Annotated in this window: 22 protein-coding genes; 12 read left to right on the top strand and 10 right to left on the bottom strand. The window is 50.9% G+C overall.

From position 1 onward, the window contains the following. Window positions 1–10: 10 nt before the first annotated feature. From ACAW75_RS09375 to pth, 3 genes are all read right to left on the bottom strand, one after another. Window positions 11–940 (bottom strand): helix-turn-helix domain-containing protein, encoded by a 930-nt coding sequence (locus tag ACAW75_RS09375; RefSeq protein WP_370728433.1) that lies wholly within the window; start codon window positions 938–940, stop codon window positions 11–13. 242 nt (window positions 941–1,182) lie between these two features. Then, window positions 1,183–1,629, bottom strand: a complete 447-nt coding sequence (locus tag ACAW75_RS09370) for a hypothetical protein (protein WP_370728432.1) — start codon at window positions 1,627–1,629, stop codon at window positions 1,183–1,185. 240 nt (window positions 1,630–1,869) lie between these two features. After that, window positions 1,870–2,430, bottom strand: a complete 561-nt coding sequence (gene pth, locus ACAW75_RS09365) for an aminoacyl-tRNA hydrolase (protein ID WP_370728431.1) — start codon at window positions 2,428–2,430, stop codon at window positions 1,870–1,872. 108 nt (window positions 2,431–2,538) lie between these two features. On the opposite strand from pth, the gene pyrR reads away from it, so the two are divergent. Together pyrR and ACAW75_RS09355 are read left to right on the top strand one after the other, a co-directional pair. Then, a complete protein-coding gene (gene pyrR, locus ACAW75_RS09360) occupies window positions 2,539–3,099 on the top strand; it encodes a bifunctional pyr operon transcriptional regulator/uracil phosphoribosyltransferase PyrR (RefSeq protein WP_370728430.1) in 561 nt (186 codons plus the stop codon). A 178-nt stretch (window positions 3,100–3,277) separates the two neighbouring features. Next, complete coding sequence (locus ACAW75_RS09355) at window positions 3,278–6,526, top strand: TonB-dependent receptor (protein ID WP_370728429.1); 3,249 nt, start codon at window positions 3,278–3,280, stop codon at window positions 6,524–6,526. Window positions 6,527–6,615: 89 nt separating this feature from the next. Here ACAW75_RS09355 and ACAW75_RS09350 read toward each other — a convergent pair whose 3' ends face one another. Further along, window positions 6,616–7,050 carry an Hsp20/alpha crystallin family protein gene (locus ACAW75_RS09350; RefSeq protein WP_370728428.1) on the bottom strand — a complete coding sequence of 145 codons (435 nt, stop codon included), beginning with the start codon at window positions 7,048–7,050 and terminating at the stop codon, window positions 6,616–6,618. A 279-nt stretch (window positions 7,051–7,329) separates the two neighbouring features. Here ACAW75_RS09350 and ACAW75_RS09345 point away from each other — a divergent pair, with 279 nt between their 5' ends. Beyond that, the gene (locus ACAW75_RS09345; protein WP_370728427.1) at window positions 7,330–8,670 is read left to right on the top strand and encodes a tetratricopeptide repeat protein; all 1,341 of its coding nucleotides are present in this window, start codon (window positions 7,330–7,332) and stop codon (window positions 8,668–8,670) included. A 210-nt stretch (window positions 8,671–8,880) separates the two neighbouring features. Here ACAW75_RS09345 and ACAW75_RS09340 read toward each other — a convergent pair whose 3' ends face one another. Continuing rightward, entirely contained in the window at window positions 8,881–9,654 is a 774-nt protein-coding gene (locus tag ACAW75_RS09340; protein ID WP_370728426.1) for an AMP nucleosidase, read from the bottom strand. Between the two features lie 55 nt (window positions 9,655–9,709). Here ACAW75_RS09340 and ACAW75_RS09335 point away from each other — a divergent pair, with 55 nt between their 5' ends. From ACAW75_RS09335 to ACAW75_RS09325, 3 genes are all read left to right on the top strand, one after another. Then, window positions 9,710–10,156, top strand: a complete 447-nt coding sequence (locus tag ACAW75_RS09335) for a type I restriction enzyme HsdR N-terminal domain-containing protein (protein WP_370728425.1) — start codon at window positions 9,710–9,712, stop codon at window positions 10,154–10,156. A 71-nt stretch (window positions 10,157–10,227) separates the two neighbouring features. After that, entirely contained in the window at window positions 10,228–11,067 is an 840-nt protein-coding gene (locus ACAW75_RS09330) for a crotonase/enoyl-CoA hydratase family protein (RefSeq protein ID WP_370728424.1), read from the top strand. 119 nt (window positions 11,068–11,186) lie between these two features. Then, entirely contained in the window at window positions 11,187–12,101 is a 915-nt protein-coding gene (locus ACAW75_RS09325) for an SDR family oxidoreductase (RefSeq protein WP_370728423.1), read from the top strand. A 73-nt stretch (window positions 12,102–12,174) separates the two neighbouring features. On the opposite strand, the gene ACAW75_RS09320 is transcribed toward ACAW75_RS09325, so the two are convergent. Then, window positions 12,175–12,954, bottom strand: coding sequence for a UDP-2,3-diacylglucosamine diphosphatase (locus ACAW75_RS09320; RefSeq protein WP_370728422.1), 780 nt, complete (start codon window positions 12,952–12,954; stop codon window positions 12,175–12,177). 122 nt (window positions 12,955–13,076) lie between these two features. Between ACAW75_RS09320 and ACAW75_RS09315 the strand changes: the two genes are divergently transcribed. The 6 genes from ACAW75_RS09315 (at window position 13,077) to ACAW75_RS09290 (ending at window position 17,650) form a co-directional block, all read left to right on the top strand. Further along, window positions 13,077–13,850 carry a hypothetical protein gene (locus ACAW75_RS09315; RefSeq protein WP_370728421.1) on the top strand — a complete coding sequence of 258 codons (774 nt, stop codon included), beginning with the start codon at window positions 13,077–13,079 and terminating at the stop codon, window positions 13,848–13,850. A gap of 299 nt (window positions 13,851–14,149) precedes the next feature. After that, a complete protein-coding gene (locus tag ACAW75_RS09310) occupies window positions 14,150–15,103 on the top strand; it encodes an OmpA family protein (protein WP_370728420.1) in 954 nt (317 codons plus the stop codon). A 19-nt stretch (window positions 15,104–15,122) separates the two neighbouring features. Next, complete coding sequence (locus tag ACAW75_RS09305) at window positions 15,123–15,614, top strand: helix-hairpin-helix domain-containing protein (protein WP_370728419.1); 492 nt, start codon at window positions 15,123–15,125, stop codon at window positions 15,612–15,614. Window positions 15,615–15,626: 12 nt separating this feature from the next. Then, complete coding sequence (locus tag ACAW75_RS09300) at window positions 15,627–16,325, top strand: helix-hairpin-helix domain-containing protein (RefSeq protein WP_370728418.1); 699 nt, start codon at window positions 15,627–15,629, stop codon at window positions 16,323–16,325. 114 nt (window positions 16,326–16,439) lie between these two features. Next, window positions 16,440–17,000, top strand: coding sequence for a thioredoxin family protein (locus ACAW75_RS09295; protein ID WP_370728417.1), 561 nt, complete (start codon window positions 16,440–16,442; stop codon window positions 16,998–17,000). Next, window positions 16,997–17,650: a hypothetical protein gene (locus tag ACAW75_RS09290; protein WP_370728416.1), complete on the top strand. Its 654-nt coding sequence runs from the start codon at window positions 16,997–16,999 to the stop codon at window positions 17,648–17,650. The genes ACAW75_RS09295 and ACAW75_RS09290 overlap by 4 nt, the downstream gene beginning before the upstream one ends. A gap of 16 nt (window positions 17,651–17,666) precedes the next feature. On the opposite strand, the gene ACAW75_RS09285 is transcribed toward ACAW75_RS09290, so the two are convergent. From ACAW75_RS09285 to ACAW75_RS09270, 4 genes are all read right to left on the bottom strand, one after another. Further along, the gene (locus ACAW75_RS09285; RefSeq protein ID WP_370728415.1) at window positions 17,667–18,371 is read right to left on the bottom strand and encodes an endonuclease III domain-containing protein; all 705 of its coding nucleotides are present in this window, start codon (window positions 18,369–18,371) and stop codon (window positions 17,667–17,669) included. A 35-nt stretch (window positions 18,372–18,406) separates the two neighbouring features. Next, on the bottom strand, window positions 18,407–19,126 hold the full coding sequence (locus ACAW75_RS09280; protein ID WP_370728414.1) for an SIR2 family NAD-dependent protein deacylase: 720 nt from the start codon (window positions 19,124–19,126) through the stop codon (window positions 18,407–18,409). A 145-nt stretch (window positions 19,127–19,271) separates the two neighbouring features. Next, on the bottom strand, window positions 19,272–21,845 hold the full coding sequence (gene topA, locus ACAW75_RS09275) for a type I DNA topoisomerase (protein ID WP_370728413.1): 2,574 nt from the start codon (window positions 21,843–21,845) through the stop codon (window positions 19,272–19,274). Window positions 21,846–22,146: 301 nt separating this feature from the next. Further along, the gene (locus ACAW75_RS09270) at window positions 22,147–22,845 is read right to left on the bottom strand and encodes a hypothetical protein (protein WP_370728412.1); all 699 of its coding nucleotides are present in this window, start codon (window positions 22,843–22,845) and stop codon (window positions 22,147–22,149) included. Window positions 22,846–22,939 lie beyond the last annotated feature (94 nt).

Here is a 22,939-nt window from a genome sequence, read left to right as displayed (position 1 = left end):
AACAATGGTTTTAGGCCCGCAGTGCGCCCGGAACAAGCCCCGTCTGGCGTTTGAAAAAATTGCAGAAATGGGCCACATCCGCAAAACCCAGGCTTTCGGCAATTTCCGAGACGGTCCAGTTCGTTTGCTTTAACATGATTTTGGCTTCCTGTAGAACCCGGTTGCTAATCAATTTAGTGGTTGTCTGGCCGGTTGTTTCTTTCAATACCCGGTTCAGATGGTTAACATGTACGGCCAGCTGGTTCGCATAATCGTTGGCTGTACGCAGACGTAGTTGTTGCTGTGGACTTTCGAGGGGGAATTGCCGTTCCAATAGTGCAGCAAACAGGGTAGCTAACCGTGCCGACGCAGAGTGAGTGGGCGTGAGCGCCGTAGCAGGCTGAAGCTTTTGCCCCAGGTAGATCAGTTCGAGCAGATAGGCCCGAAGCAGGTCGTACTTATACGAAAAAGTAGATGTTATTTCCTGCGTCATCTTCAGAAATATAGCCTCTATGGCTACATATTCGTCGTTTGTTACCGACCAGATCGGGCAACTACCCGGCTGGAAAATGGATAGCTCGTCCAGATTCATCCCGCCTTTCGCCGGTAGCAGAAACTCGTCGGTAAAAATGCAGAAATAGCCAACCTGCGCTGAATCGCCCGGCAACCAGCGGTAGGGCACCCGCGACGTAGCAAACCAAATGGCACATTGATCAACATCAATGACCTGATCAGCGTACTCGACCTGACTTCGTCCACGAATCAGGCTGATTTTGTAGAAGGCCCGCCGGTCAAAGGTCATTGGCGGCTTGTCGCGGTTGCTACGCATCAGATCTTCCACATTGAACACATTGAAATGCCCGACCTCCCGCTGCATTCCCATAGATGACAACGTACCTGATGCTTCAGCAGCCACCGGTGCCATTTTGACATACAACTCTTCGAGTGACTTTTGCTTCATGACAGATCGTTGTAAAAAACAAAGATAGACTGGCTTGTTCTGCAAACGAGCTGCTCCTGGTGAAAACCGAAACCGCTTGAAGGAAAACGCCAGCCAACGGTCACATTGACAAAAAAGAAAGGGCCGGATCATCGACCCGGCCCTTTACTGACTATTCCTAAACCCTTAACCTTTTCTACTTGAAAAACTAACTTAAACTCGTTCTTGTTCCAAGAACCCAACTAAAATGGTAGATTTTATAACTACTCATTATCAGGCAATTGTGGTACTTCCTGGCTCACTACCCAGAAGTAAGATATCGTTTTAACGGTATTGTTCACCTGGTTTAACCACAGGCTGGCAACGTCGTCTTTTTGCTTAGCCAGTTGCTTTGTCACTGCTGACGAAGCCTGCTTGAATTTGGCACGTTCGGCTGCTGAAAGGGTCAACACCGAAACGGGATTCTCGTTGTACCTGGTCACTACATCCATCATGGTCTGCCACTCGGGCTGACGAGTCAGGCGGTTCATTTTTTGATCTGCGTAAACGCCGAACAGTTTTTCTGACCCATTAACTAACATTGTTCCCGCTGGCTTATTGGCAGCCGGGCTATCATCGATTGTGGTGGTAGCTACGCCAATGGCCGCGTTGGATGTTGCCGTGATACTTAATCCAAGAATCAACGATGCAAAGATAACACGCGTTTTCATTGTTTTATTCTATTTTATGTTCAGTGATAGAACACGAGTGCATTCCAGGAAGTTTACAAACTTTGGCTGGTTATTAGTGGCCTAACAAAATAATGTTTCGTGAAAAAGCAAAATATTAGCCGTTTTACCCAAATTATCTATCGAATATTCAGATTATTAAGAATAATATTCTCCTCTGATTTGTTACTACCTACACTTGATGACTCTTGGTATAATTCAAAAATTCTTTAAATAGTTATATCATTGGTTGTAATTATTCATGGTGTTCTGTATGCCCATAGTGCAAAAACTAACTACAGCCTCGCCAGCCCGATCCAGAAAATCGGGCAATTGAATCAATTCATCTTCTGGAAACTGGCCCAGCACGAAATCAATTTGCCGGCCCCGCGAGAAATCATTGCCAATGCCGATCCGTAATCGGGCATACTCCTGGGTGCCCAGCAACTCGTCTATGCTCTTGAGGCCGTTGTGTCCGCCGGGAGAGCCTTTGGGTTTCATTCGCAGTTTGCCAAAGGCAATGTCCTTATCATCGGTCAGTATCAGGATATTCTCGATCGGGATATGTTCCTGCTTCATGTAGTATGATACGGCCTTCCCGCTCAGGTTCATAAAGGTTGTGGGCTTGATGAAGACGAACTGCCGGCCTTTGTGCGACCAGCTAGCTGTATACGCAAGCCGGTTCATGGTAAAAGAGAACCCGTGTTGTGCAGCCAACCTATCGAGTACCATAAAACCCGCATTGTGCCGTGTCAGGGCATATTCGGGGCCGATATTGCCGAGGCCTACAATCAAAAATTTCATTGATTTGCTAAAAATGAATGCGTTTGTAATAAGAATTTTGTGGGTGCAAAGGTCATAAAATTGGTAGCTGAAAGCCAGAAACTACCGCCGGAAACCTACTTTTAAGGCATGAATCAAAAACGTCTCGTGTTGTCCAGCCCGTTGCTGGAGATCGTCATCAGTCGCCTGAGTCAGGAGTTGATTGAAAACCACAACGATTTTGCCAACTCGGTAGTGCTGGGCCTGCAGCCGCGCGGCATTTATTTTGCCGAACGGGTCGTGCGTGAGCTTAATCGGACACTGGCAGGCACGAACCCTGGCGTGACCGTACCACTGGGATATCTTGACGCGACCTTTTACCGCGATGACTTCCGCCGCCGTGATTCACCCCTGCGCGCGAACACAACGAACGTCCCGTTCCTGCTTGAGAACAAGCGAGTCATTTTGATCGACGATGTGATGGCGACCGGTCGTATGGTGCGGGCGGCACTGGATGCCATGACGGCCTTCGGGCGCCCGCGTAAGGTAGAGTTGCTTGTATTAATTGATCGGCTCTACAACCGAGATCTTCCAATTAAGCCTGATTACGTGGGTCAGCGCGTTCACACGCTCGATACGCAGCGGGTGTTGGTTGAATGGACGGAGCAGGGAGCTGAACAGGACCGGATCTGGCTGGTTGACCCGGAATAGCCTTTAAATTCTCCCGATTAGCTAGATGGGCTTAGAAACGGCCCCAGCGATTTCTAAGCTCATTTTATGTTAAATCAACGCTGTAAAAAATAACAGAATGGTAATAAACCAGGTGGTGTTCTTTAATTCGGGTTTAAGATGACCCCTTGTCCTTTGTCCTGATCAATGAATGATTGACATGAAACAGGGACTTTTTACCTTTTTGAGCTTATTGATAACCAGTAGCCTTTGGGCACAGATAACAACCAGTTCAATTGATGGGCGCGTGCTTGAAGCCAAAGGCGATGCCCTGATTGGCGCCACCGTTCAACTGACACACATACCGACCGGTACCCGCTATGGCGCTGTTACGGATGTAGATGGTCGTTACCGGATCTTCAATATGACGCCGGGTGGCCCTTACGAAATGCAGGTTACCTATGTTGGGTACGTTGCCGAAACCCGTCGGGATCTGAATCTTAGCCTGGGCTCGAACCAGGGGCAGGATGTTGCGCTGAAAAGCGATAGTCAGCGCCTGGGCGAGGTAGTCGTTAAGGCAACGCGCGGCGGAGATCGTCAGGGAGCCGGTGTTACTATAGGCGAAGCATCGATCAGGCAGTTGCCGACACTGTCGCGTAGTTTTCAGGATATTACCCGGCTTACGCCGCAGGCTACAAATACCAACTCATTTGCCGGTACCAACTTCCGTTACAACAACGTAACCATAGACGGTACGATCAACAACGATGCCATCGGGTTTAGTCCGTCGCTGGGCGGCACAACAGGTACGTCCGGGCAACCCGGTTCGAGTACGCGCACAAACCCCGTTTCGCTCGACGCCATTCAGGATGTGCAGGTTTATCTGGCTCCCTTCGATGTGAAAATCGGGAATTTTCTGGGCGGCTCTGTCAATGCAGTTACCCGGAGTGGTACCAACGAAGTGACAGGTTCGGTGTATGCCTACGGCAGAAATGCGTCGCTGGTGGGGCAGTATAGCGGTGCCGATGGCACCAGCAGCAAGTTTCCTGCGGCTTATCATGACGTGCAAACGGGCGTTCGGGTCGGCCTGCCGCTGATCAAAAACAAACTGTTTTTCTTTACCAGTGAAGAAATTACGGAACGGCGTGACCCGGTGCTCTTTCAGGCAGGTACGTCTTCGTCGCTGATTAAAGACGCGGCATTGGCCCAGAGCATCAGTGATTTTGTGAAGCAGCAGTACGGTTTCGATGCCGGCGCGTATCAGGGCGATTACAGCATTTATTCGAAGAGCACGAAATTTTTCAACCGGATGGACTGGAATATATCGGATAAACACCAGCTTACGCTGCGCAACAACACGGTGTTTTCGGAAGCCACGAACCTGGAACGGGATGCGTTGAATTTTCGCTTCGGCAGCATCGATTATCGCCAGAATAATGACCAGAGCAGCACCGTGGCTGAGTTGAAAAGTCGGTTTGGTGGCAAGCTCAATATATCAAACAGCCTGATACTCGGTTATTCAACCGTGCATGATTACCGCACGCCACTGTCTAACAACCAGTCGTTTCCGCAGGTAGAAATTGGATACAACGGCGGGACCATTCTGCTGGGTAATGACCGGGAAGCCACCGTATTCAACCTCCGCCAGAATACGTTTGAGGTGACCGATAACCTGTCGTTTTTCAAGGGCAAACACGCTTTCACCCTGGGTACGCATAACGAATTATATGCCATTACGTACGGCTTCGTGAACGCGCTGAATGGCCGGATCGCGTACCGGAACCCAACTGATTTTCTGGCGCAACTGCCCAATCGGGTGCGGGGCTCTTACGCGTTGAATGATGCGCAGAACAACCGCGACTACCAGGTGAATAATCCGTACTCATCGTTCAACGTGAACCTGATGAGCCTGTATTTTCAGGATGATTTTCAGGTGACCAACAACCTGCGCCTGTCGCCCGGCGTCAGGATCGATTACGCGGGATTACCAAAGCATCCTGGCCTGAACCCACAGGTACCTGCTACGGTGCTGAATCAGAATTACGGCACTACCTATACCACGCAGACCCCAATCAATCAGATCAATAACCAGTTCCTGAACATTAGTCAACCGTCCTTCCGCCTCGGCTTCAATTTTGATGCACTGGGCGATCGGAGTCTGATCATTCGCGGTGGGTCAGGTACGTTCACCGGGCGGATTCCGTTTGCCTGGCTTGGTTACGCCTACTACAATGATGGGGTTGGCTTTGGGGCCTACGACTACAACAACATTGCTACTGCCGCCGCTGCCAGCCGCCCGAAAGGCGACCCACTGAATCCGGCTACCGGTGGCGCATCCGGGTTCAATGCGGCCAATTCGACAACCCGTACCACGCAGGTTGATCTGGTAGCGAACAATTTTAAGATGCCCCAGATGTGGCGGAATAACCTGGCCGTAGACTATACCGTTGGGCGGTACAAATTCACGGTAGAAGGGCTGTATACGCAGGTGATCCAGGATGTTAAGTTTCAGCAGGTAAACACGAAAGATACCGTACGGTACTACAGCTTCGATGCCAGCCAGCAACAGCCTATTTATGTGGCGGCAAACGGGTCGGCCGGTGCCCAACGGATCAATTCAAATTTCGCCAACGCCTATATGTTGTCGAATACCGATCAGGGCTATCGCTACAGCTTTACGTTCCAGGTGCAACGCCAGGTGGCTGCTGGTATCGGTTTCTCGGCGGCGTATACCTACGGCAGATCGTATGATATTTCGAATGGAATCCGGAACTCGATGGAATCGAACTGGCAACTCAATCAGTCGCTCTCTCCCAACAACCCATCACTGGCGTACTCGAACTTCGACATCCGGCACCGCATTGTTGGTAACATCAACTACCGGCTGACCTGGAATCCCAAGAATGCCACGACGTTTACCCTATTCTATTCGTTCCAGTCGGGTAGTCCGTTCACCTGGGGTTACATCAACTCGAACATTGCCGGATCGGCGCAGTCTGCCGGGTTGGCCTACATCCCGCGCGATCTGGCCGAAGCGCAACGCTTATTGCCAACGGGCACGCAGGCGCAGGATTTCATGAATTTTGTGAACAGTGACACGTACCTGAGTAGCCGCAAAGGAAATTACACGGAGCGTAATGCGGGTCGCACGCCCTGGAACAATAACATGGATCTTCGATTGCTGCACGAGTTCCGGCTTCAGGGACGCCACACGATTCAGTTTAGCTACGATATCTTCAATTTCCTGAATCTGGTGGATAAGAAATTGGGCTACTATTACTTCTCGCCCAATACGTTCAACTCAACAGCTTCAGTAGGGCTGGCCCGGGCCACCAATCCAGCTTACTCGGCGAGCAACGTACCTGGCAGTGACCCAACGTTTACCTGGGCCAACCCAGCTTCGCCCTATTCTGTTGATCAGCTATCATCGCGCTGGCAGATGCAGTTTGGCCTTCGCTACTCGTTTTAACTGCTTATACAGCTACATAAAGAAAGACCTTCCAATTCAGGAAGGTCTTTTTTTATGCCATCAATCAGATGGTCAGGCTGACTACCAGATCAGGCAATGTCAATTTGTTTCACTTCTGGTTTTGGCTCTTCCATTTTTGGAAGTTCTACGGTTAGAATACCATCGGTGTACGTGGCTTTGATGCCTTCTACGTTTACCGTTTTAGGCAACCGGAAGCTACGCTCAAACGATTGAGCGTTGAACTCATGACGTACGTAGGCGTCTTTGGTTTCTTCGGTTTTCTCTTCGTTTTTGAACGCTAACGTCAGGATTTGCTGATTAACCGATAGGCTGAAGTTTTCTTTCTTCGCGCCAGGGGCAGCTACATCAATGAAGTAAGCGGCTTCGGTGTCTTTCACATTAACCGCTGGCGTAGCTACTGCTGGTTTTGTATACCGGGTAACGTAGGGGCGAGTAGCGTATGAAGGCCCGAAAAAAGTGTCGAATAAAGTAGGCATTGCGTTGATACGTGATAAGGTGTTCATGGTTGTTTCGTGTTTAACTGCGTTCGAGAGCAGGATACACAGCTATAATCAATTCCAATACCAACTGCCATTTAGTGACAATTTGTCTTAAAAAAGCGTTTTTGTCTTGTTGATATATGTCAAATTGTCTGATATATTTCTGGGAGTATACACCATTTAGGTTAATAAAGACAGTAGGTCGGCCAGCAAGGGAAACTTAATTTGTTGTGCCACGTCCCATATTGTAATTTTAAACTCCATTAGCTAACTATAGCTACGTAACTTAAACCTGTTTCATTTGTGATACGTCGTACTCTACCTGCCCTAGTGTTGCTGGTAAGCTTCATCGCTGGCGCACCGTCATTAGCTCAGCAAACAGCCGTCGATTATTTTGAGAGTGGGGTTACTAAAAGTCGCTCTGGTGATTTTACGGGTGCGCTCCAGGCTTTTAGTATGGCCATCACAATGAATCCCGATAATGCTGCCAGCTACTACAACAGGGGGTTAGCCAAAGCGAATCTGAAAGATCACCGGGGGGCCATTCTCGATTATGACCGGGCTATCGAGCTCAATCCGAAAGACGCCTTGGCGTACCTGAACAGAGGGGTCAGCAAAAGCCGGCAAGACGACCATCGGTCAGCCTTGCTCGATTTTGGTCGGGCTATCGAATTAAGCCCGGAAGATCCGCAGGCCTATTATAGCCGGGGAGCCAGCCGTAGTAAGCTGGAACAGTATCGGGGTGCTTTGCAGGATTTTAACCGTACCCTCGAGCTGGAGCCTGCTAATCAGGCAGCGCTGTATGCGCGTGGTATGACAAAGCAAAAGCTGGAGGAGTACTCAGGTAGCCTTGCCGATTTTACCAAGTTGATCGAACTAAGTCCTAAAAAATCGCAGCCTTATGCAGCCAGAGGCGCTTCGCGAATCGAGTTAAGCGATTTCAGTGGCGCGATCACTGACCTGAATAAAGCCATTGAGATAACCCCCGATGATGCCGAGTCGTTTCTGAACAGGGGATTTGCCAAAGGCAAACTGGATGACTTCAAAGGCGCTAATATTGACTACGACCGGGCTATTGTTCTGGATGCCAGCAACTACAAAGGGTATTACGGGCGTGGTTTCTGCCGTAGCAAACTGGGTGATCAGAAAGGCGCTATCCTGGATTTCAATCAGGCTATTGAACTGAATAATACCAATACGGAGTCGAAGGTATTTTTTAATGGACGGATCAGCCGGGCCACGCTCGATAACCTGCGTAATGTCGTGCAGGAACGGAACAAGCTAAATGAACTATCCGCTGAACGGTCAGAGGCGTATTTTAGCCGGGGTATGAGCAAAAGCAAACAGGGCGACGCTAAAACAGCTATTGCTGACCTGAACAAGGCGATTGAACTAAATCCAACCTACGCCGAAGCGTATTTCAGTCGAGGGATGATCAAATCGGCTCAAAACGATCAGAAAGGGGCCATTCTCGATTGCAACAGCGCTATCAAACTGAACCCACGCTACGCAGAGGCCTATTACGTACGGGGCATCATTCGTCACGGTTTGGGCGACGACAATGGCGGCTGCCTGGATTTGTCGAAATCAGGCGAGCTGGGCTATACGCCGGCCTATAAAGTGATTAGCGATTATTGTAATTAAAGGAGGAGGGAGGAAAGGGAAGAAGGAGGAAAGGGAGGAGGGAGAAAAGGGAGGAGGGGGGAAGGAGGAAAGGGAGGAGAGGGAAGAAGGGGATTGCTGACGCTAGCGTATTTACTCGTGCGTCAGCAATCCCCTTCTTCCCTCTCCTCCCTTTCCTCCTTCCTCCCTTTTCTCCTTCTTCCCTTCCCTCCCTTTCCTCCTTCCTTTCTCCTATTCGAACCGCAGGTGCTTGACCGACTCGCCCGATGTGGCTAGCTCAAGGAGGGAATCGATGCCAATTTGCAGGTGCTTATTGACAAACGAACTGGTCACTTTCTTATCGCTCTCTTCGGTTTTTACGCCTTCCGGCACCATCGGGTTATCAGATACCAGCAAAAGCGCTCCGTGTGGAATGGCATTGACAAAACCTACCGTGAAGATGGTAGCTGTTTCCATATCGATGGCCATGGCCCGGGTTTCGCGGAGGTATTCCTTGAATGTTTCGTCATGCTCCCAGATACGTCGGTTGGTTGTATAAACCGTACCCGTCCAGTAATCTAGTTCGTGCTTTTTAATCGTCGACGAAACGGCCCGCTGTAACCGGAAAGAGGGCAGCGCCGGTATTTCCGGACGCATATAATCATTGCTGGTTCCTTCGCCCCGAATGGCCGCAATGGGTAAAATCAGATCGCCGAGCAGCGTCCGTCGTTTGAGGCCCCCACATTTGCCAAGGAATAGCACGGCTTTGGGGCTAATTGCCGAAAGGAGGTCCATAACCGTGGCGGCCATGGCGCTGCCCATCCCGAAATTGATGATGGTGATGTTATTGGCTGTGGCTGTTTGCATGGCTCGCCCAATGCCATAGATCTCTACGTCGTGATCCTGAGCGAACATCTCGACGTAGTTAATAAAATTGGTGAGCAGAATATACTCGCCAAACTGATCAATAGGCGTACCGGTGTAACGGGGGAGCCAATTCTGTACTATTTCTTCCTTTGTTTTCATTGGGTGTATTAACGCGTGAAGGCTCAGGTACGTTCTTCACCGTGTATCTTCGTGTATGGACGCGCTGAATCTGCCCGAATTCGATTGTAAACTTACGGAGATCAATGGCAAACCGTATATTTTCGATTTGTTACGTCGTAAACACGTTCGCCTGACGCCCGAAGAGTGGGTACGTCAGCACGTGGTGAACCTGCTCATCAACCATTATCAATATCCGAAAGCACTGATCCGGTCAGAAGGCGGCGTAACCCTGAATGCTACCCAGAAACGCACGGATTTAGTGGCCTTCACGCGTGAAGGAAAACCATTTTTGATTGTTGAGTGCAAAGCGGCGCACATCCCCCTCACACAGGCCGTATTCGATCAGGCGGCGCGGTACAATCACGTGCATCAGGCCCCTTATCTGGTTATTACCAATGGGCTCGTCCACTATTGCTGTGCTGTGTGCCACCAAACGGCCGGCATTACCTTTCTGGATGATTTTCCGGTATTTGTGGGGTAGTGGCCTTGTCTTTTTAAGGGAATGTATACCTTTGCCACGCACCAAAATAGTATGCACGCATACTACTTGCTATGGCAGAGACGTATCAATCGCTTTCATGGACTACTCAAAACGGCGTACTAACATTGACCTTGTCGGGACCCGGAAAAGGTAACGCAATGGGGCCTGACTTTTGGGCTGAACTGCCACAGGCGATCGACGAGATAAACGGCATGGACGACATCCGTGTGGTGGTGGTTCGGGGTAGCGGCGACCATTTTTCGTATGGCCTCGACCTACCTCAAATGATGCCTAAACTCGCCGCCATGGTAGGGGGCAATCAGATGGCCGATCGTCGGCGAGAGCTCATGGCCATGATCCGGCAAATGCAGGCTGGTTTTCAAAAAATGCATGAGTCACCGAAACCATTCATTGCGGCTGTTCATGGCTGGTGCATTGGTGGAGGGCTGAACATGATTTCGGCTGCTGATATCCGGCTTTGTGCCGCCAACGCAAAATTCAGTTTGCGCGAGGCCAAACTGGCCATCACGCCCGACATTGGTGGACTACAGTGGCTGCCCCGCATTGTGGGCGAAGGAATTACCCGCGAAATGGCGTTTACCGCCGGGGATTATGATGCCCCCTTTGCGTTACGAACCGGGTTGGTCAACCACGTATTTGATACCCCCGACGAACTATTTGCGAAAGCAGACGCGATGGCCCACCAGATTGCCGATAACGCGGCTCTGGCTGTTCAAGGCGCCAAGGAGGTACTTAACTACAGCCTTGACAAGTCTGTTGAGGCTGGTTTGCAGTATGTGGCAGTCTGGAACTCATCGCAATTGCAGTCAATGGATTTTTCAGAAGCTATGCAGGCCACATCAGAGCGTCGGCAGGCTGCTTTTAATAAAAAACTGAATAGAGGCTATTAATTAAAAGAGCGAATGGCGAAAGAGTGAAGGGGTAGCTGACACAAGTACTATCTAGCCGCGCTGGCAGAACACACCTTCATCATTCACTCTTTCGCTGGTCACTCTGACACTCATTTCATATGACAACTACAGGCATGTTGCGCGATGATGCGCTTAAGGGGAAAACAATTATTGTAACCGGTGGCGGAACAGGCCTTGGGAAATCAATGACCCGTTATTTTCTGCAACTCGGTGCCAACGTCACTATCTGTAGTCGCCGCCAAGCGGTATTGGACCAGACGGCCGAAGAGCTAACCAGGGAAATGAGCGACCAGGCCGGGGCGGGGCAGATCCTGGCTGTATCCTGCGATGTACGTGACCCGATGGCGATTGAGAAAGTGATGGCCGACACCATTACCCGGTTCGGACGTATCGACGGACTGCTCAATAACTCGGCGGGTAACTTTATCAGCCCTACCGAACGGTTGTCGTACAAAGCGTTCGACGTAGTGGTAGACATTGTGCTGCGGGGTACGTATTACTTCACGCTGGCCGTTGGTAAATATTGGATCGAGAACAAGATCAAAGGGACGGTACTCAATATCTCAACAACTTACGCGACAACCGGTTCCGGGTACGTTGTTCCATCGGCTGTGGCTAAAGGCGGGGCGTTGATCATGATGAAATCACTGGCGGCAGAATGGGGTAAATATGGAATCCGCCTCAATGCCATTGCGCCGGGGCCATTTCCGACAAAAGGGGCCTGGGATCGGCTATTCCCTGAACCACTGGCCAGCATGATGGACCCCACTAGTCGAATTCCGCTAAAGCGTGTCGGCGAACATCAGGAACTGGCCAATCTGGCTGCCTATCTACTATCCGACTTCGCTGGGTACGTTACCGGCGAGTGCATAACCATTGATGGCGGTGAGGTGCTGGCTGCTGGCGAATTCAGCCACCTCGAAAAAGTGACCGAACAGCAGTGGGACATGATTGGCGAAACAATTAAACAGGCCAACCGGGACAGTAAACGGGAAGGGACGGTGAAAGAGTGAATGGCGAAAAAGCGAAAGGGTGAAAGAGCGGCTGACACCAGCGTAATCTTGCGTCAGCCACTCTTTCGCTCTTTCACCTTTGATATGTTTCCAGCCGCACAGTGTCGCCATCGAAAACGCCGTAGGTACGGGCATGAACCCACTCGCCGAGATTGATATAGCGGCTGGTTGGCGAAACGGCTAAGTCGAGCGGAAGGTGGCGATGACCGAAAATATAGTAATCGTGGTGTTGCCGGGCCTCTACTTCGCGGCAGTAATGCCAGAGCCATTCGTGTTCTTCGCCCCGAAACACCTCTTCCCCTTTTTGAGCGTTGCTGATCCGGCTGCGGCGCGACCAGGACTGAGCCAGCCCGATACCTATGTCTGGGTGCAGCCAGCGAAAAGCTTGCCGGGCCAGTTCGTTCTCAAACACCTTCTTAAGCCGTTTATACACATGGTCGCCTGGCCCTAAACCATCGCCATGACCGATCAGAACGTGTTTGTCGCCCAGTTGATAATCACGGGGTTGCCGGTAAACCGGAATGCCCAGTTCGTCGGTGAAATACTGCCGCATCCACATATCATGGTTGCCCGTAAACAGCGTGATCGGCAGGCCACCGTCGGCCAATTCGGCTAGCTTGCCCTGTAGACGGGTAAATCCCTTTGGAATGGCATGCTTGTATTCAAACCAGAAATCGAACACATCGCCAACTAAAAAAATGGCGGCGGCATCGACTTCTGCCGCACTTAGCCAGCGCACGACAGTTGCTTCACGCTCGCGGCTTTGAGCAGGGGAGGGAGTGCCCAGGTGAAAATCAGAGGCGAAGTAGATCTGACGACCCGGTGGCACAGCAATACGGTCAATAGCATCCATGTGGCACAAAACTACGCTAGAATCGGCAGGCTGTTACTGCCATATCGTTGGTTGGCCGCTAAAATCATCTCCGTAACATTCTGCCAGGAATTTGAGTTGAGAAGGGGATTATCAGTCAACTTATGAAACAATCAGCCATTCTTTTCTCAATAGCTCTGTTGGGCATGGCGTCGTGCCGGCCTAGCGAGCGTGACGCTGCCAATGATGCAGGAGGTACAGGTAGCCCTTATCTGGCCCGCGAGGTCGTCGGTGTACGGATGCTCTCAAACGACGCACTTTACGATAAGGCAAGCAATTTACTCGCTGAAGACCTCGTACGGGGTACGTTCGAACTGGGTGGCGACACCGAAGTGGAGGTTGTCGACGAAGCGCAGGGCGGAAAGTTTGTGTGGGGAAAAAATGAAGTGGATGTTTCATTCGCCACTCCACGGCCCTACCAGTCCATTTACCATGCTGAATATGCCTTTGACCGAATGTATCAGAATAAGCCGGCGGCCACAGAGATGATGCCCGTTCCATCGGCCATGAACGAAGAAAAGGAACTCAATGGCCAGAAAATAGCGGGTACCGGAGCCGAGACGCCGGCTGAGTCAGCAACCGGGTCAGTCAACAAGAAGGATGCATCCGCTAAGAACGATACAGCCACGAGTGTATCGCGCGAGACGCCGGTGGCTGCGCAACTGGTGACGCCTGCCGTTAGTACCCGAACGTTTGCGGCGTATGCGGGTTTGGGCGATAAAGCGGTTTGGGATGCTGCAACAAAAACGATGCATGTCCTGCTAAACAATCACATCCTGAACGTACGCGTCAATACCAGCGACAATGCAACTGTTGCCCGTCAGCGGGCTGCTATTTTGGCAAACGTCATGCTCGATGAAGTGCTAGGCAGTCATTAAGGGTATCATTCATCTGTTTAAAAAGCCTTCCCTCACAATGGGAAGGCTTTTTTGTTTTCGCCCAATCGCAGCAGCGAGCTGGCCGTTAAGTGCGCTAATCCTGGAGCGGAGATCTTTTCGGTTGCTCAGAAAGGCCGTTTCACGGGTTAGGCATCCGGCTCTTTACTTGCTGAAAAAGCCTGATAGTGTTGCATTTATACAGCACAGTTCTATTTTTGGATGACGATTAGCGACCTGCTTCGTCTAACCAATTTCCTACACCTAACCACCGGGGTAGGCGCCCTTATCATCATCTTTCTATGTTCACTAACAAAACCCCCTGGATTGTCCTGCTCCTCGTCTGGATGGCCGGATCGACGTGGTGGCACGTCTGTAAAATCAAGCAACTCTGCCTGGAGAAGCCGCTACCCACATCAATGCCTGTATCAACGGGCGTAAGTGCCCCTGGCTTATCTATCGTTGATGCTGACCGACTGAACCTGAACGTACCTGGTAATTTCAGCTATGCTAAGTCAGGCGCTGTTGCAAATGCCGCCGCCGTTGGTAATACACTTCAGTCGCTGGCCGATTACCTGAAAGCCAATACGTCTCGCCTGCTCACCATCAATGGCTATTATCAGGCCGATGAGCAGAACCCATCTACCTATCCTAATCTGGGTATTGCACGAGCCGAGGATATCAAAGCACAACTGGTAAAACTGGGTGTGTCGGCCGGGCAGTTAGCAACGGCTGGCGTACTGATCGGCGACACCAATGCTGAGCTGATGCCTTACAATACAAAAGGCGATTCCCTCTACGGTGGCTTGACGTTTGCCTTCAGTGGCGAGGCTTCCCCAGCACCAGTGGTTGACACAACGACGAAGGTCATTCCTAAAACAGAAGAGGCACTGGCCGATGCCCAGAAGTTTACATCTGTTTTCAAACCCATTGACCTCTACTTCAAACTCGGTCAGTCAGGGTATATTCAGACCAAAGAGACAAAGAAATTCTTCGATGAAGCAGCCAACTACCTGAAAGAGAATAAAGGTAAAAAGCTGATGCTGACAGGGCACACTGATAACGCAGGGCCAGAGGCGGTAAACCTTGAACTGTCGAAAGCCAGGGCTGGCAACGTGAAGAGTCGGCTGAAAAAGGCAGGCATTGATGGCGACCAGATCGTTGTGGAGGCAAAGGGTGAGTCGGAGCCTAAAGAGTCGAACGAGACAATGGAAGGCCGTAAGGCTAACCGTCGAGTTACAGTTGTAGTCCAATAACCGAAACCGCTGAAGCACTATGTTTACCATGAATCCCCTGAATTTACCCGATGCAACCCTGCAGCACTGGATTATGCTGTTTGTGGCTGGCACACTGGGTTTTATTATCGGTTATATCTCCCGGAAAGGGATGATTGCCCAGCTAGCAGGTGATCTGGCCAGTTCAGAACGTGAACTCGCTGATTGCCAGCGGGTAGTGTCGGCCCCCGCCGATCAGGAAACGTTGATCCTGAACCGGGTACGTGCCCGCGCCAATGAGTTGGATCTGGCTCGTATTGGCCGGGCTACAGCGGCTGAGGCCGATGATTTGAAAGATATTATCGGTGTTGGCCCCTTTCTGGAAAAGAAGCTTCACGCTATCGGCATCTACACGTTCCGACAGGTAGCCAACTTCACAAAAGAGGATGTGGCCAAAGTAAACGATATCATCGAGTTTTTCCCCGGTCGAATTGAACGGGATGACTGGGTGGGCCAGTCAGCTGATTTTGACCGTAAGAAACGTAACGCTTAACCCCCCTAGACCATGTTTGGATTAGATCCTTTTAGTCGTCCGGTTGCCATCATTGAAATGCTGTTGCTGCTTGCGCTGGCAGCTTTTGTTGGCTGGTTGATTGCCCGCCTTATCCTAAATAGCCGAGTTAATGCTTTACAGGCACAGATTGCCGAGAAAGAGGCCGAATTGAACGATTGCCGACGTACTAAGGCCGCTGCGCCGAAATCACCGATGAATACTATTCGGACAGAGGCGGTAATGCCTGCTCTAGTTAGTGAACCGCAGGTTGTACCGGCAATGGCCGCGCCGGTCCTGGAGGTGCCTGTTGAATTACCATCAGTTAGTAATATAGTCGACGTAGCTGTGCCTGAACCAGTCCCCGTCGCCCTGCCTGCTGTATCCGCTGCGCCGGTAGCGAGTTCCGAAGACGCTGTGCTTACCCGCATTGCATCGCGGGCCAGCGAAATCAATTTCGACCGTATTGGCCGGGCTACGGCTGCCGAAGCCGACGATCTGAAAGAGATAGTTGGCGTTGGTCCATTTCTGGAAAGGAAGCTCCACAGCCTGGGTATCTATACATTCCGGCAGGTCGGTAATTTTACGAAGGAAGACATCGACAAGGTGAACGAAATCATCGAATTTTTCCCCGGCCGAATCGAACGGGATAACTGGGTGAGCCAGTCGATGGCCTTTTACGAGCAGAAATATGGGGGTAAACTGACCGAATAATAACCCGTCAGTGAAATTTGATGGACTATTGGTATCAAGGCATGGTACCCGTAGTCCATTTTTTGTTGATTTGTGGGTACATTAGAATGACACTTGTTCCACTATTGGCCTCTTATGAAACGAACGCTACCTGGCATACTCGCGCTATACTGTTTGCCTACCATACTGTTTGCTCAGATAAACTTTCAGACCAAAAGCTGGAAGGAGGTATTGGCAGAGGCGAAAAGGCAACGCAAGCTCATTTTCGTTGATATTTATACAGATTGGTGCGGCCCCTGCAAAATGCTGGACCGCACCGTCTTTTCCAACGAAACGGTAGGCAAACAATTCAATGGCTATTTCATCAACTACAAGGCAAACGCAGAACGCAGTGGCATGGCTCTGGCCGCCGAGTATGCTGTTAGATCGTATCCAACAGGCCTGTTTATAGATGGCGACGGGCAGGTTGTGCACAGGTTTGTCGGCTACAGACCAGCGATGTTTTTTATGCTGGAAGGCGAACAGGCGATGTTGCGAACGCCCGACGGTATTACGATGGCATTGCAGCAGAATAAATTTAAGGAAGGCGATCGATCACCTGCTTTGGTTCGGAACCTCTTGACACTACACCGCAAGTATGGACAGGAGACACATAGTGTACTCGAAAACTACCCAACGTACCAGACGATTCATTGAACGTACCTATAAAGCTGTTGATCGCTTACGAACACGTGACACGGGTAGACAGTAAAGCGTTCGACGTACTGGTGGCTAATAAACATGACGTACGATTTCGTGACCGAGCCCGGATAGCGCTAAGTCAGGATATAGAGCGATCGGCGGAGAATCGGGATGAAAAGCGGCTACCCATGCTGTTGAACGCCGTGGAGCAATTAGAAACGGAAGGTGTTGATGAACGAAAAGCGGAATACAGCGCTCAGTTTTATCAGGCGTTGAAAGAATGGAATCAGTACGCAGCCCAGGCAGAAACCTATGCTAGATCGCATCTACTTCCTAAGTTGACGGCCGAAGCGAAGCTCCAGGATTCAACAACTTTCTGGCTGACTTACACCAAGCTGTGTAGCATTGGCTGGTATTTTTTCAAGAACGTTAAAGATGAGGCCAAGCTGAAAACAATGGCCGATTATGTTCGGCAGGTAAATCAACTAGCCGAAACGCCTGCCGCTGCTGGTGTCTGCGCCTGTTTACTGTACCAAACGGGCCAGAAAGACCTGGCAGTTCAACTGCAGGAACAAGCCCTCTTACTGGCTGAACAGGCAGGAGAAGCAGACAAAGAGGCCTATAAAGACAGGCTAAAACGAATGCAGAAAGGAAAGCCACTCTGAATTTCCCCGACAAAACTTACTTTTTTCGCGCCGGTGTGCTGCTCAACACCATTGTTTTGCCCGATTGTAGAAAATCACAGTGCGGTGCCAATGAGCATTGACTGCATTGAGGAGTGTACCAGGTACAGACACGTTGGCCGTGCCAGTAGAAATGTTTGTGAAAATTGAACAACTCGACGGCGTCATGCGGTAGGGCCGCCAGCAACAAGTCATGCGCCTTGCCCGCACTGATTTTCGGCCCGATCAGACCAACTCGCTGGGTGACCCGGTGTACGTGGGTGTCTACGGGGAGAACGGGTTTGTGAAAGGTAAAAAGCAATAAAAGGGTCGATGTTTTGGGGCCTATCCCTGGTAGGCGAGTCAGCCATTGCATGGCCTCTTCGGTAGATAGATCGGCCAGAAAATCGATATTGGCTTCGCCCCGTTCAGCAATCAATACAGACAGCAGCTGTTGAATGTAAGGCGCTTTAACTTCAGGATAATTAGCCGTTTTGATTGCCTCGACCAAATCGGCTACGGGCGCATCACGAACTTGTTCCCAGCTCGGAAATCGTTCCCGCATAGTCTGGTAGGCTGTTACTTCATTAGCATGAGTGGTCCGATGAGACAATATGGTGCCTACCAGCTCATGCATCGGGTCTTGGTACCCGTAAATCGCCTGAATGCCGTATCGTTCGTTGAGCAGTTGATGCGCCAGCCGCGTCTTTTCCGCAAGTGTCATAGCGGTAAAACGCGGCTGGCCTTGTTTAGGCGAACTTACACGGCCTTTTCCTCCCGACTGGCCCTGGCAATCAACTGATCTGCCAGGGTTGTCATGCCTACGCTGGCAGGTTCACCGATAAGCGTGAGGTTAGGTCGTGGTCGGATATCGGGCAGGTTCGGGTCAACCACATAAATTGGAACCGCTTTCGGAATGAAATCAACCAGACCCGCTGCCGGATAAACAACCAGTGACGTACCCACAACGATGAAGATATCGGCTGTTAAAGCAATATCAACGGCTTCTTCCATCATGGGAACAGATTCGCCAAACCAGACGATATGAGGCCGCAATTGTGATCCTTTTTCGCACTGATCACCGAGCTTGATCTCCCAACCATCAATCTCGTAGACCAGTGATTCATCGATAGAGCTACGGGCTTTCGATAATTCGCCGTGGAGATGAATGACCTGGCTGGAACCTGCTTTTTCGTGCAACCCGTCTACGTTTTGCGTAATGATAGTAACATCGTAATACTGTTCCAGCCGGACCAGCGCATAATGACCGGCATTAGGCGCAACAGACAGCGCCTGTTTGCGTCGCTGATTATAAAAATCCAGCACTAACTGGCGGTCTTTACGCCAGCCTTCCGGTGTGGCTACGTCCTCGATTCGGTGATTTTCCCAAAGCCCATTCGAGTCACGGAACGTGGCAATACCGCTCTCCGCGCTAATACCTGCTCCCGTTAATACGACAATTTTCTGACGCGTTTCCATCTGATTAATATACAAAAATCTGACTGAGTTTGACAAGTTGCCTGCGTGTTTTCCGGGTACGTTCCGTTAAAACAACGTACAGGTCAAACAACAGAAGCCCTACCGGAAGGTGGGGCTTCTGTTGTTTGACCTGTATAGGCTGACGTTATTTCTTCTTGGCAACCGCCTTTTTCGCTGGCGCTTTGGCCGTTGTCTTTTTAGCAGCCGTTTTCTTCGTTGCGGGTTCGCCTTTCGTGTCCTCACCCGCCAATTCGAGGCATTTTTCCAGCGTTAGTTCAGCTGGATCAATGTCCTTTGGCAACCGTACATTGCGTTTACCAACTGCCAGATAGGGGCCGTACATGCCATTTACTACCTTAATCTCGGGACGTTCCGGAAATTCTTTGATGTACTTATTGGCTTCCGCGTTCCGCTTTTGCTGAATCAGTTCAATCGCCCGTTCCAGCGTGAGTCCGGCGAGTTGTTCGCCTTTGGCCAGGGAGATATACTTGTCTTCGTATTTTACGTACGGGCCAAAACGCCCCTTGCCAGTAGTGACCGGTTTGCCGTCAAACTCACCAATCGATTCACTCGCCGATTCGGCGCGTTTTTGCTGAATGAGTTCTATGGCCCGTTCGGCAGTAATGGTGTACGGATCGTCCTCTTTAGCCAGCGACACGTATTTGCCATCGTGCTTTACATAGGGGCCAAACTTACCGATGCCGATGGTCATGGCCTGGTCTTCATAGAAGCCAACCTCGCGGGGTAAACCGAACAGGCTCAGCGCATCGTCGAGCGTGATCGCCTCGATCAACTGCCCGTCGCGCAGGTTCGCATACTGTGGCTTCTCATCGTCGGTGGCTTCGCCGATCTGAACGTAAGCACCGTACTTACCCAGCCGCGCCGATACCCGTTTACCTGATTTAGGATCGATACCCAGCTCACGGGCGCCTGTCTTGAAGCTAACCCCGGCAGCGGCTCCCTGGATGTCTTCAATATTTTTGTGGAAATCGCCGTAAAATTCTTCCAGCATGGTCTGCCATTTCAGCTTGCCATCCGCAATTTCATCGAATTCCTGCTCAACGTTGGCGGTGAACTTGTAATCGACAATACCGGGGAAATATTCCATCAGGAAGTCACAGACAACAACGCCGGTATTGGTGGGGAACAGCTTGGCCTTTTCTGACCCAAACGTTTCCTTGCCGCTTGTCTCGGTGATGTTTTCGCCCCGCAGGGTATATTCCAGGTAGGTTCGTTCCTGACCGGGTTTGTCCTGCTTGGTAACGTACCCACGGTTAATGATTGTCGAGATGGTTGGCGCATAAGTCGACGGACGGCCAATGCCCATCTCTTCGAGTTTTTTCACCAGCGACGCTTCCGCGTAACGGGGCTGTGGACGAGTGAACTTCTCCGACGCCTTCAGCTGGCTGAGATCCAGCTCCTGCCCAATGGTCAGCGGGGGAAGCATACCTTTCGCTTCTTCGTCATCCTCATCGTCTTTCGATTCGAGGTACACTTTCAGGAAGCCATCAAATTTAATGACCTCACCCTGAGCCACAAGCTCTGTCGGGAACCCCGTTGTGGGAACGCCCGTGGTGCGAATGTTGATCGTAACGGTGGTGCGCTCCAGCTGGGCGTCGGCCATTTGTGAGGCAATTGACCGTTTCCAGATCAGCTCATAAAGCCGCTTCTGGTCCCGATCGGCACCAGCGCTGTGGTCGTTGAAGTTTGTCGGCCTGATGGCTTCGTGGGCTTCCTGGGCCGATTCGTTCTTATTCTTGAAATGCCGTTTCTGTACATACCGCTCATCAAAGGCAGACGTAATTTCGGCAACAGCTTTATCGACAGCCTCCGTTGAGAGGTTCAACGAATCGGTCCGCATGTACGAGATCTTACCGGCTTCGTACAGGTTCTGAGCCAGCCGCATGGTACGATCTACGGAGAAACCCAGTTTACGCGAGGCTTCCTGCTGGAGGGTTGAGGTGGTAAAGGGTGGCGCAGGCGATTTCTTGGCTGGTTTCACTTCCAGACTCTTGATCGTGAAGGTGGCGCCGATACACTGCTCCAGAAAGCTGCGGGCCTCGGCTACCGTGGCAAAGTTTTTGGGTAGTTCGGCGTTGAGCACCTTACCGCCGTCTACAATAAATTGAGCCGTTACCTTGAAACTTGACTTGGCATTGTGCTTATCGATTTCCCGCTCCCGCTCAACCACCAGCCGGAGGGCAACAGATTGTACCCGCCCTGCCGAAAGGCCGGTGCTGCCCCCTTTGATCTTACGCCATAACACCGGCGACAGTTCGTAGCCGACAAGCCGGTCGAGCACGCGCCGGGCTTGCTGTGCGTTAACCAGATCGAGGTCGATAGTACGAGGAATCTGAATGGCATTCAGTATCGCATTTTTGGTGATCTCCCGGAAAACGATCCGCTTCGTATCGGCTTTCAGCCCGAGTGCTTCTTTCAAATGCCACGATATGGCTTCGCCTTCGCGGTCATCGTCAGTGGCCAGCCATACTTCGTCTGCGTCTTTTGCCAGTTTCTTTAACTCGCTGACGAGCTGCTTTTTATCGGGTGAAATCTGGTAATCCGGGGCAAAACCGTTCTTCACATCAACGGCCAGGCCGTCTTTAGGCAGGTCGCGGATATGGCCGAAACTAGACCGGACGGTGAAGTCACGGCCGAGGTAGCCTTCGATTGTTTTCGCCTTCGCGGGCGATTCGACAATGACTAAGTTCTTTGACATAAAGTGTCCTGCAAGTGATGAAATAACCCGTTCACGTTCTGTGCCAGATACAGTGGTTGGGTCAAATATAGACGCAAACCAACGATATCAGGCAAGCCGCGTGATAGGCGAAACCAAGTTTAGAGGGGGAGAATGGTATACTATCTTAACACGTTGTACGCCTGGAACGTTCGATTCTATATATCAAATAATAGCAAATAACCTACTGATTATGAATATATTATAAAATGGTACTATAGGTGGCTATACTGGTGCCAGGCCCGCAGGAATGACCGTTCACTAAACGATGAACGTCGTTGATTTAATGTCGTGAATATTGACGATACCGTTGTAAAACCGCGAAAGTAAGGTCGTATTCAGAGGACTGGAGCACAAAATCGTCGTTGAAATTGCAATAATCCCGGAATGTGTCGATCGTTTCGCCCTGAAGGTCCGTCGCGCGTTGGGTAATCAGTTCAACCCGGTAATTAGCCAGCATTCGTTTGCGGTGCTGTTGACTGATCACCGCAGCTTTACGGCTGGCCCGCGCCTGCTTGCTGAATAGTTCGTACAGTAACGTTACGGGCGACTGAGCCAAATTGAAAATCTGTTCACCCGACAGGTTCTTTCTAGCCTCAGGTTCGCGCAGCAACTGCTCCAACTCTTTGCGTACCTCAGCTTCGCGGCGACCCCGTACCGTCAGTGTAGGCAAATTCACCACCTCGTCGGATAATTGCCGTTTCATGACCAGTTGGGGTTCTTTGCTGATGCCATCCCATTTCAGACCAGCCCGGCCGTGGCTGGGGCTGGTGACAATCACTGAATCGCCCGGTTTCACGTCGAGGTAAAAGGCACCTGCCGCGTTGGTGCGGCCAATCGCCTGCGTACGGGGATTGATGACCGTGGCGTTATTGACGCCGCTGCCCTTTTCCTGATCCAGCACTTTACCAATGATGAATCGGGGAGTCTGAGCCTGGCAAACAGCAGGAATCAGCAACAGCAACGTGACGAAGAAACGCATGGACAGTAGAAACAGGACGGTGTAAAAATAACGGTTCTGGAATCTAATCCGGTATAGGATGCGCTGGGTACGTTGGTCGTTGGTCGGTTCAAAA

Source organism: Fibrella arboris (assembly GCF_041321095.1).
Taxonomy (GTDB): Bacteria; Bacteroidota; Bacteroidia; order Cytophagales; family Spirosomataceae; genus Fibrella; species Fibrella arboris.
The sequence above is the reverse complement of the archived record's forward strand: the minus strand, read 5'-3'. Positions and strand labels throughout refer to the sequence as shown.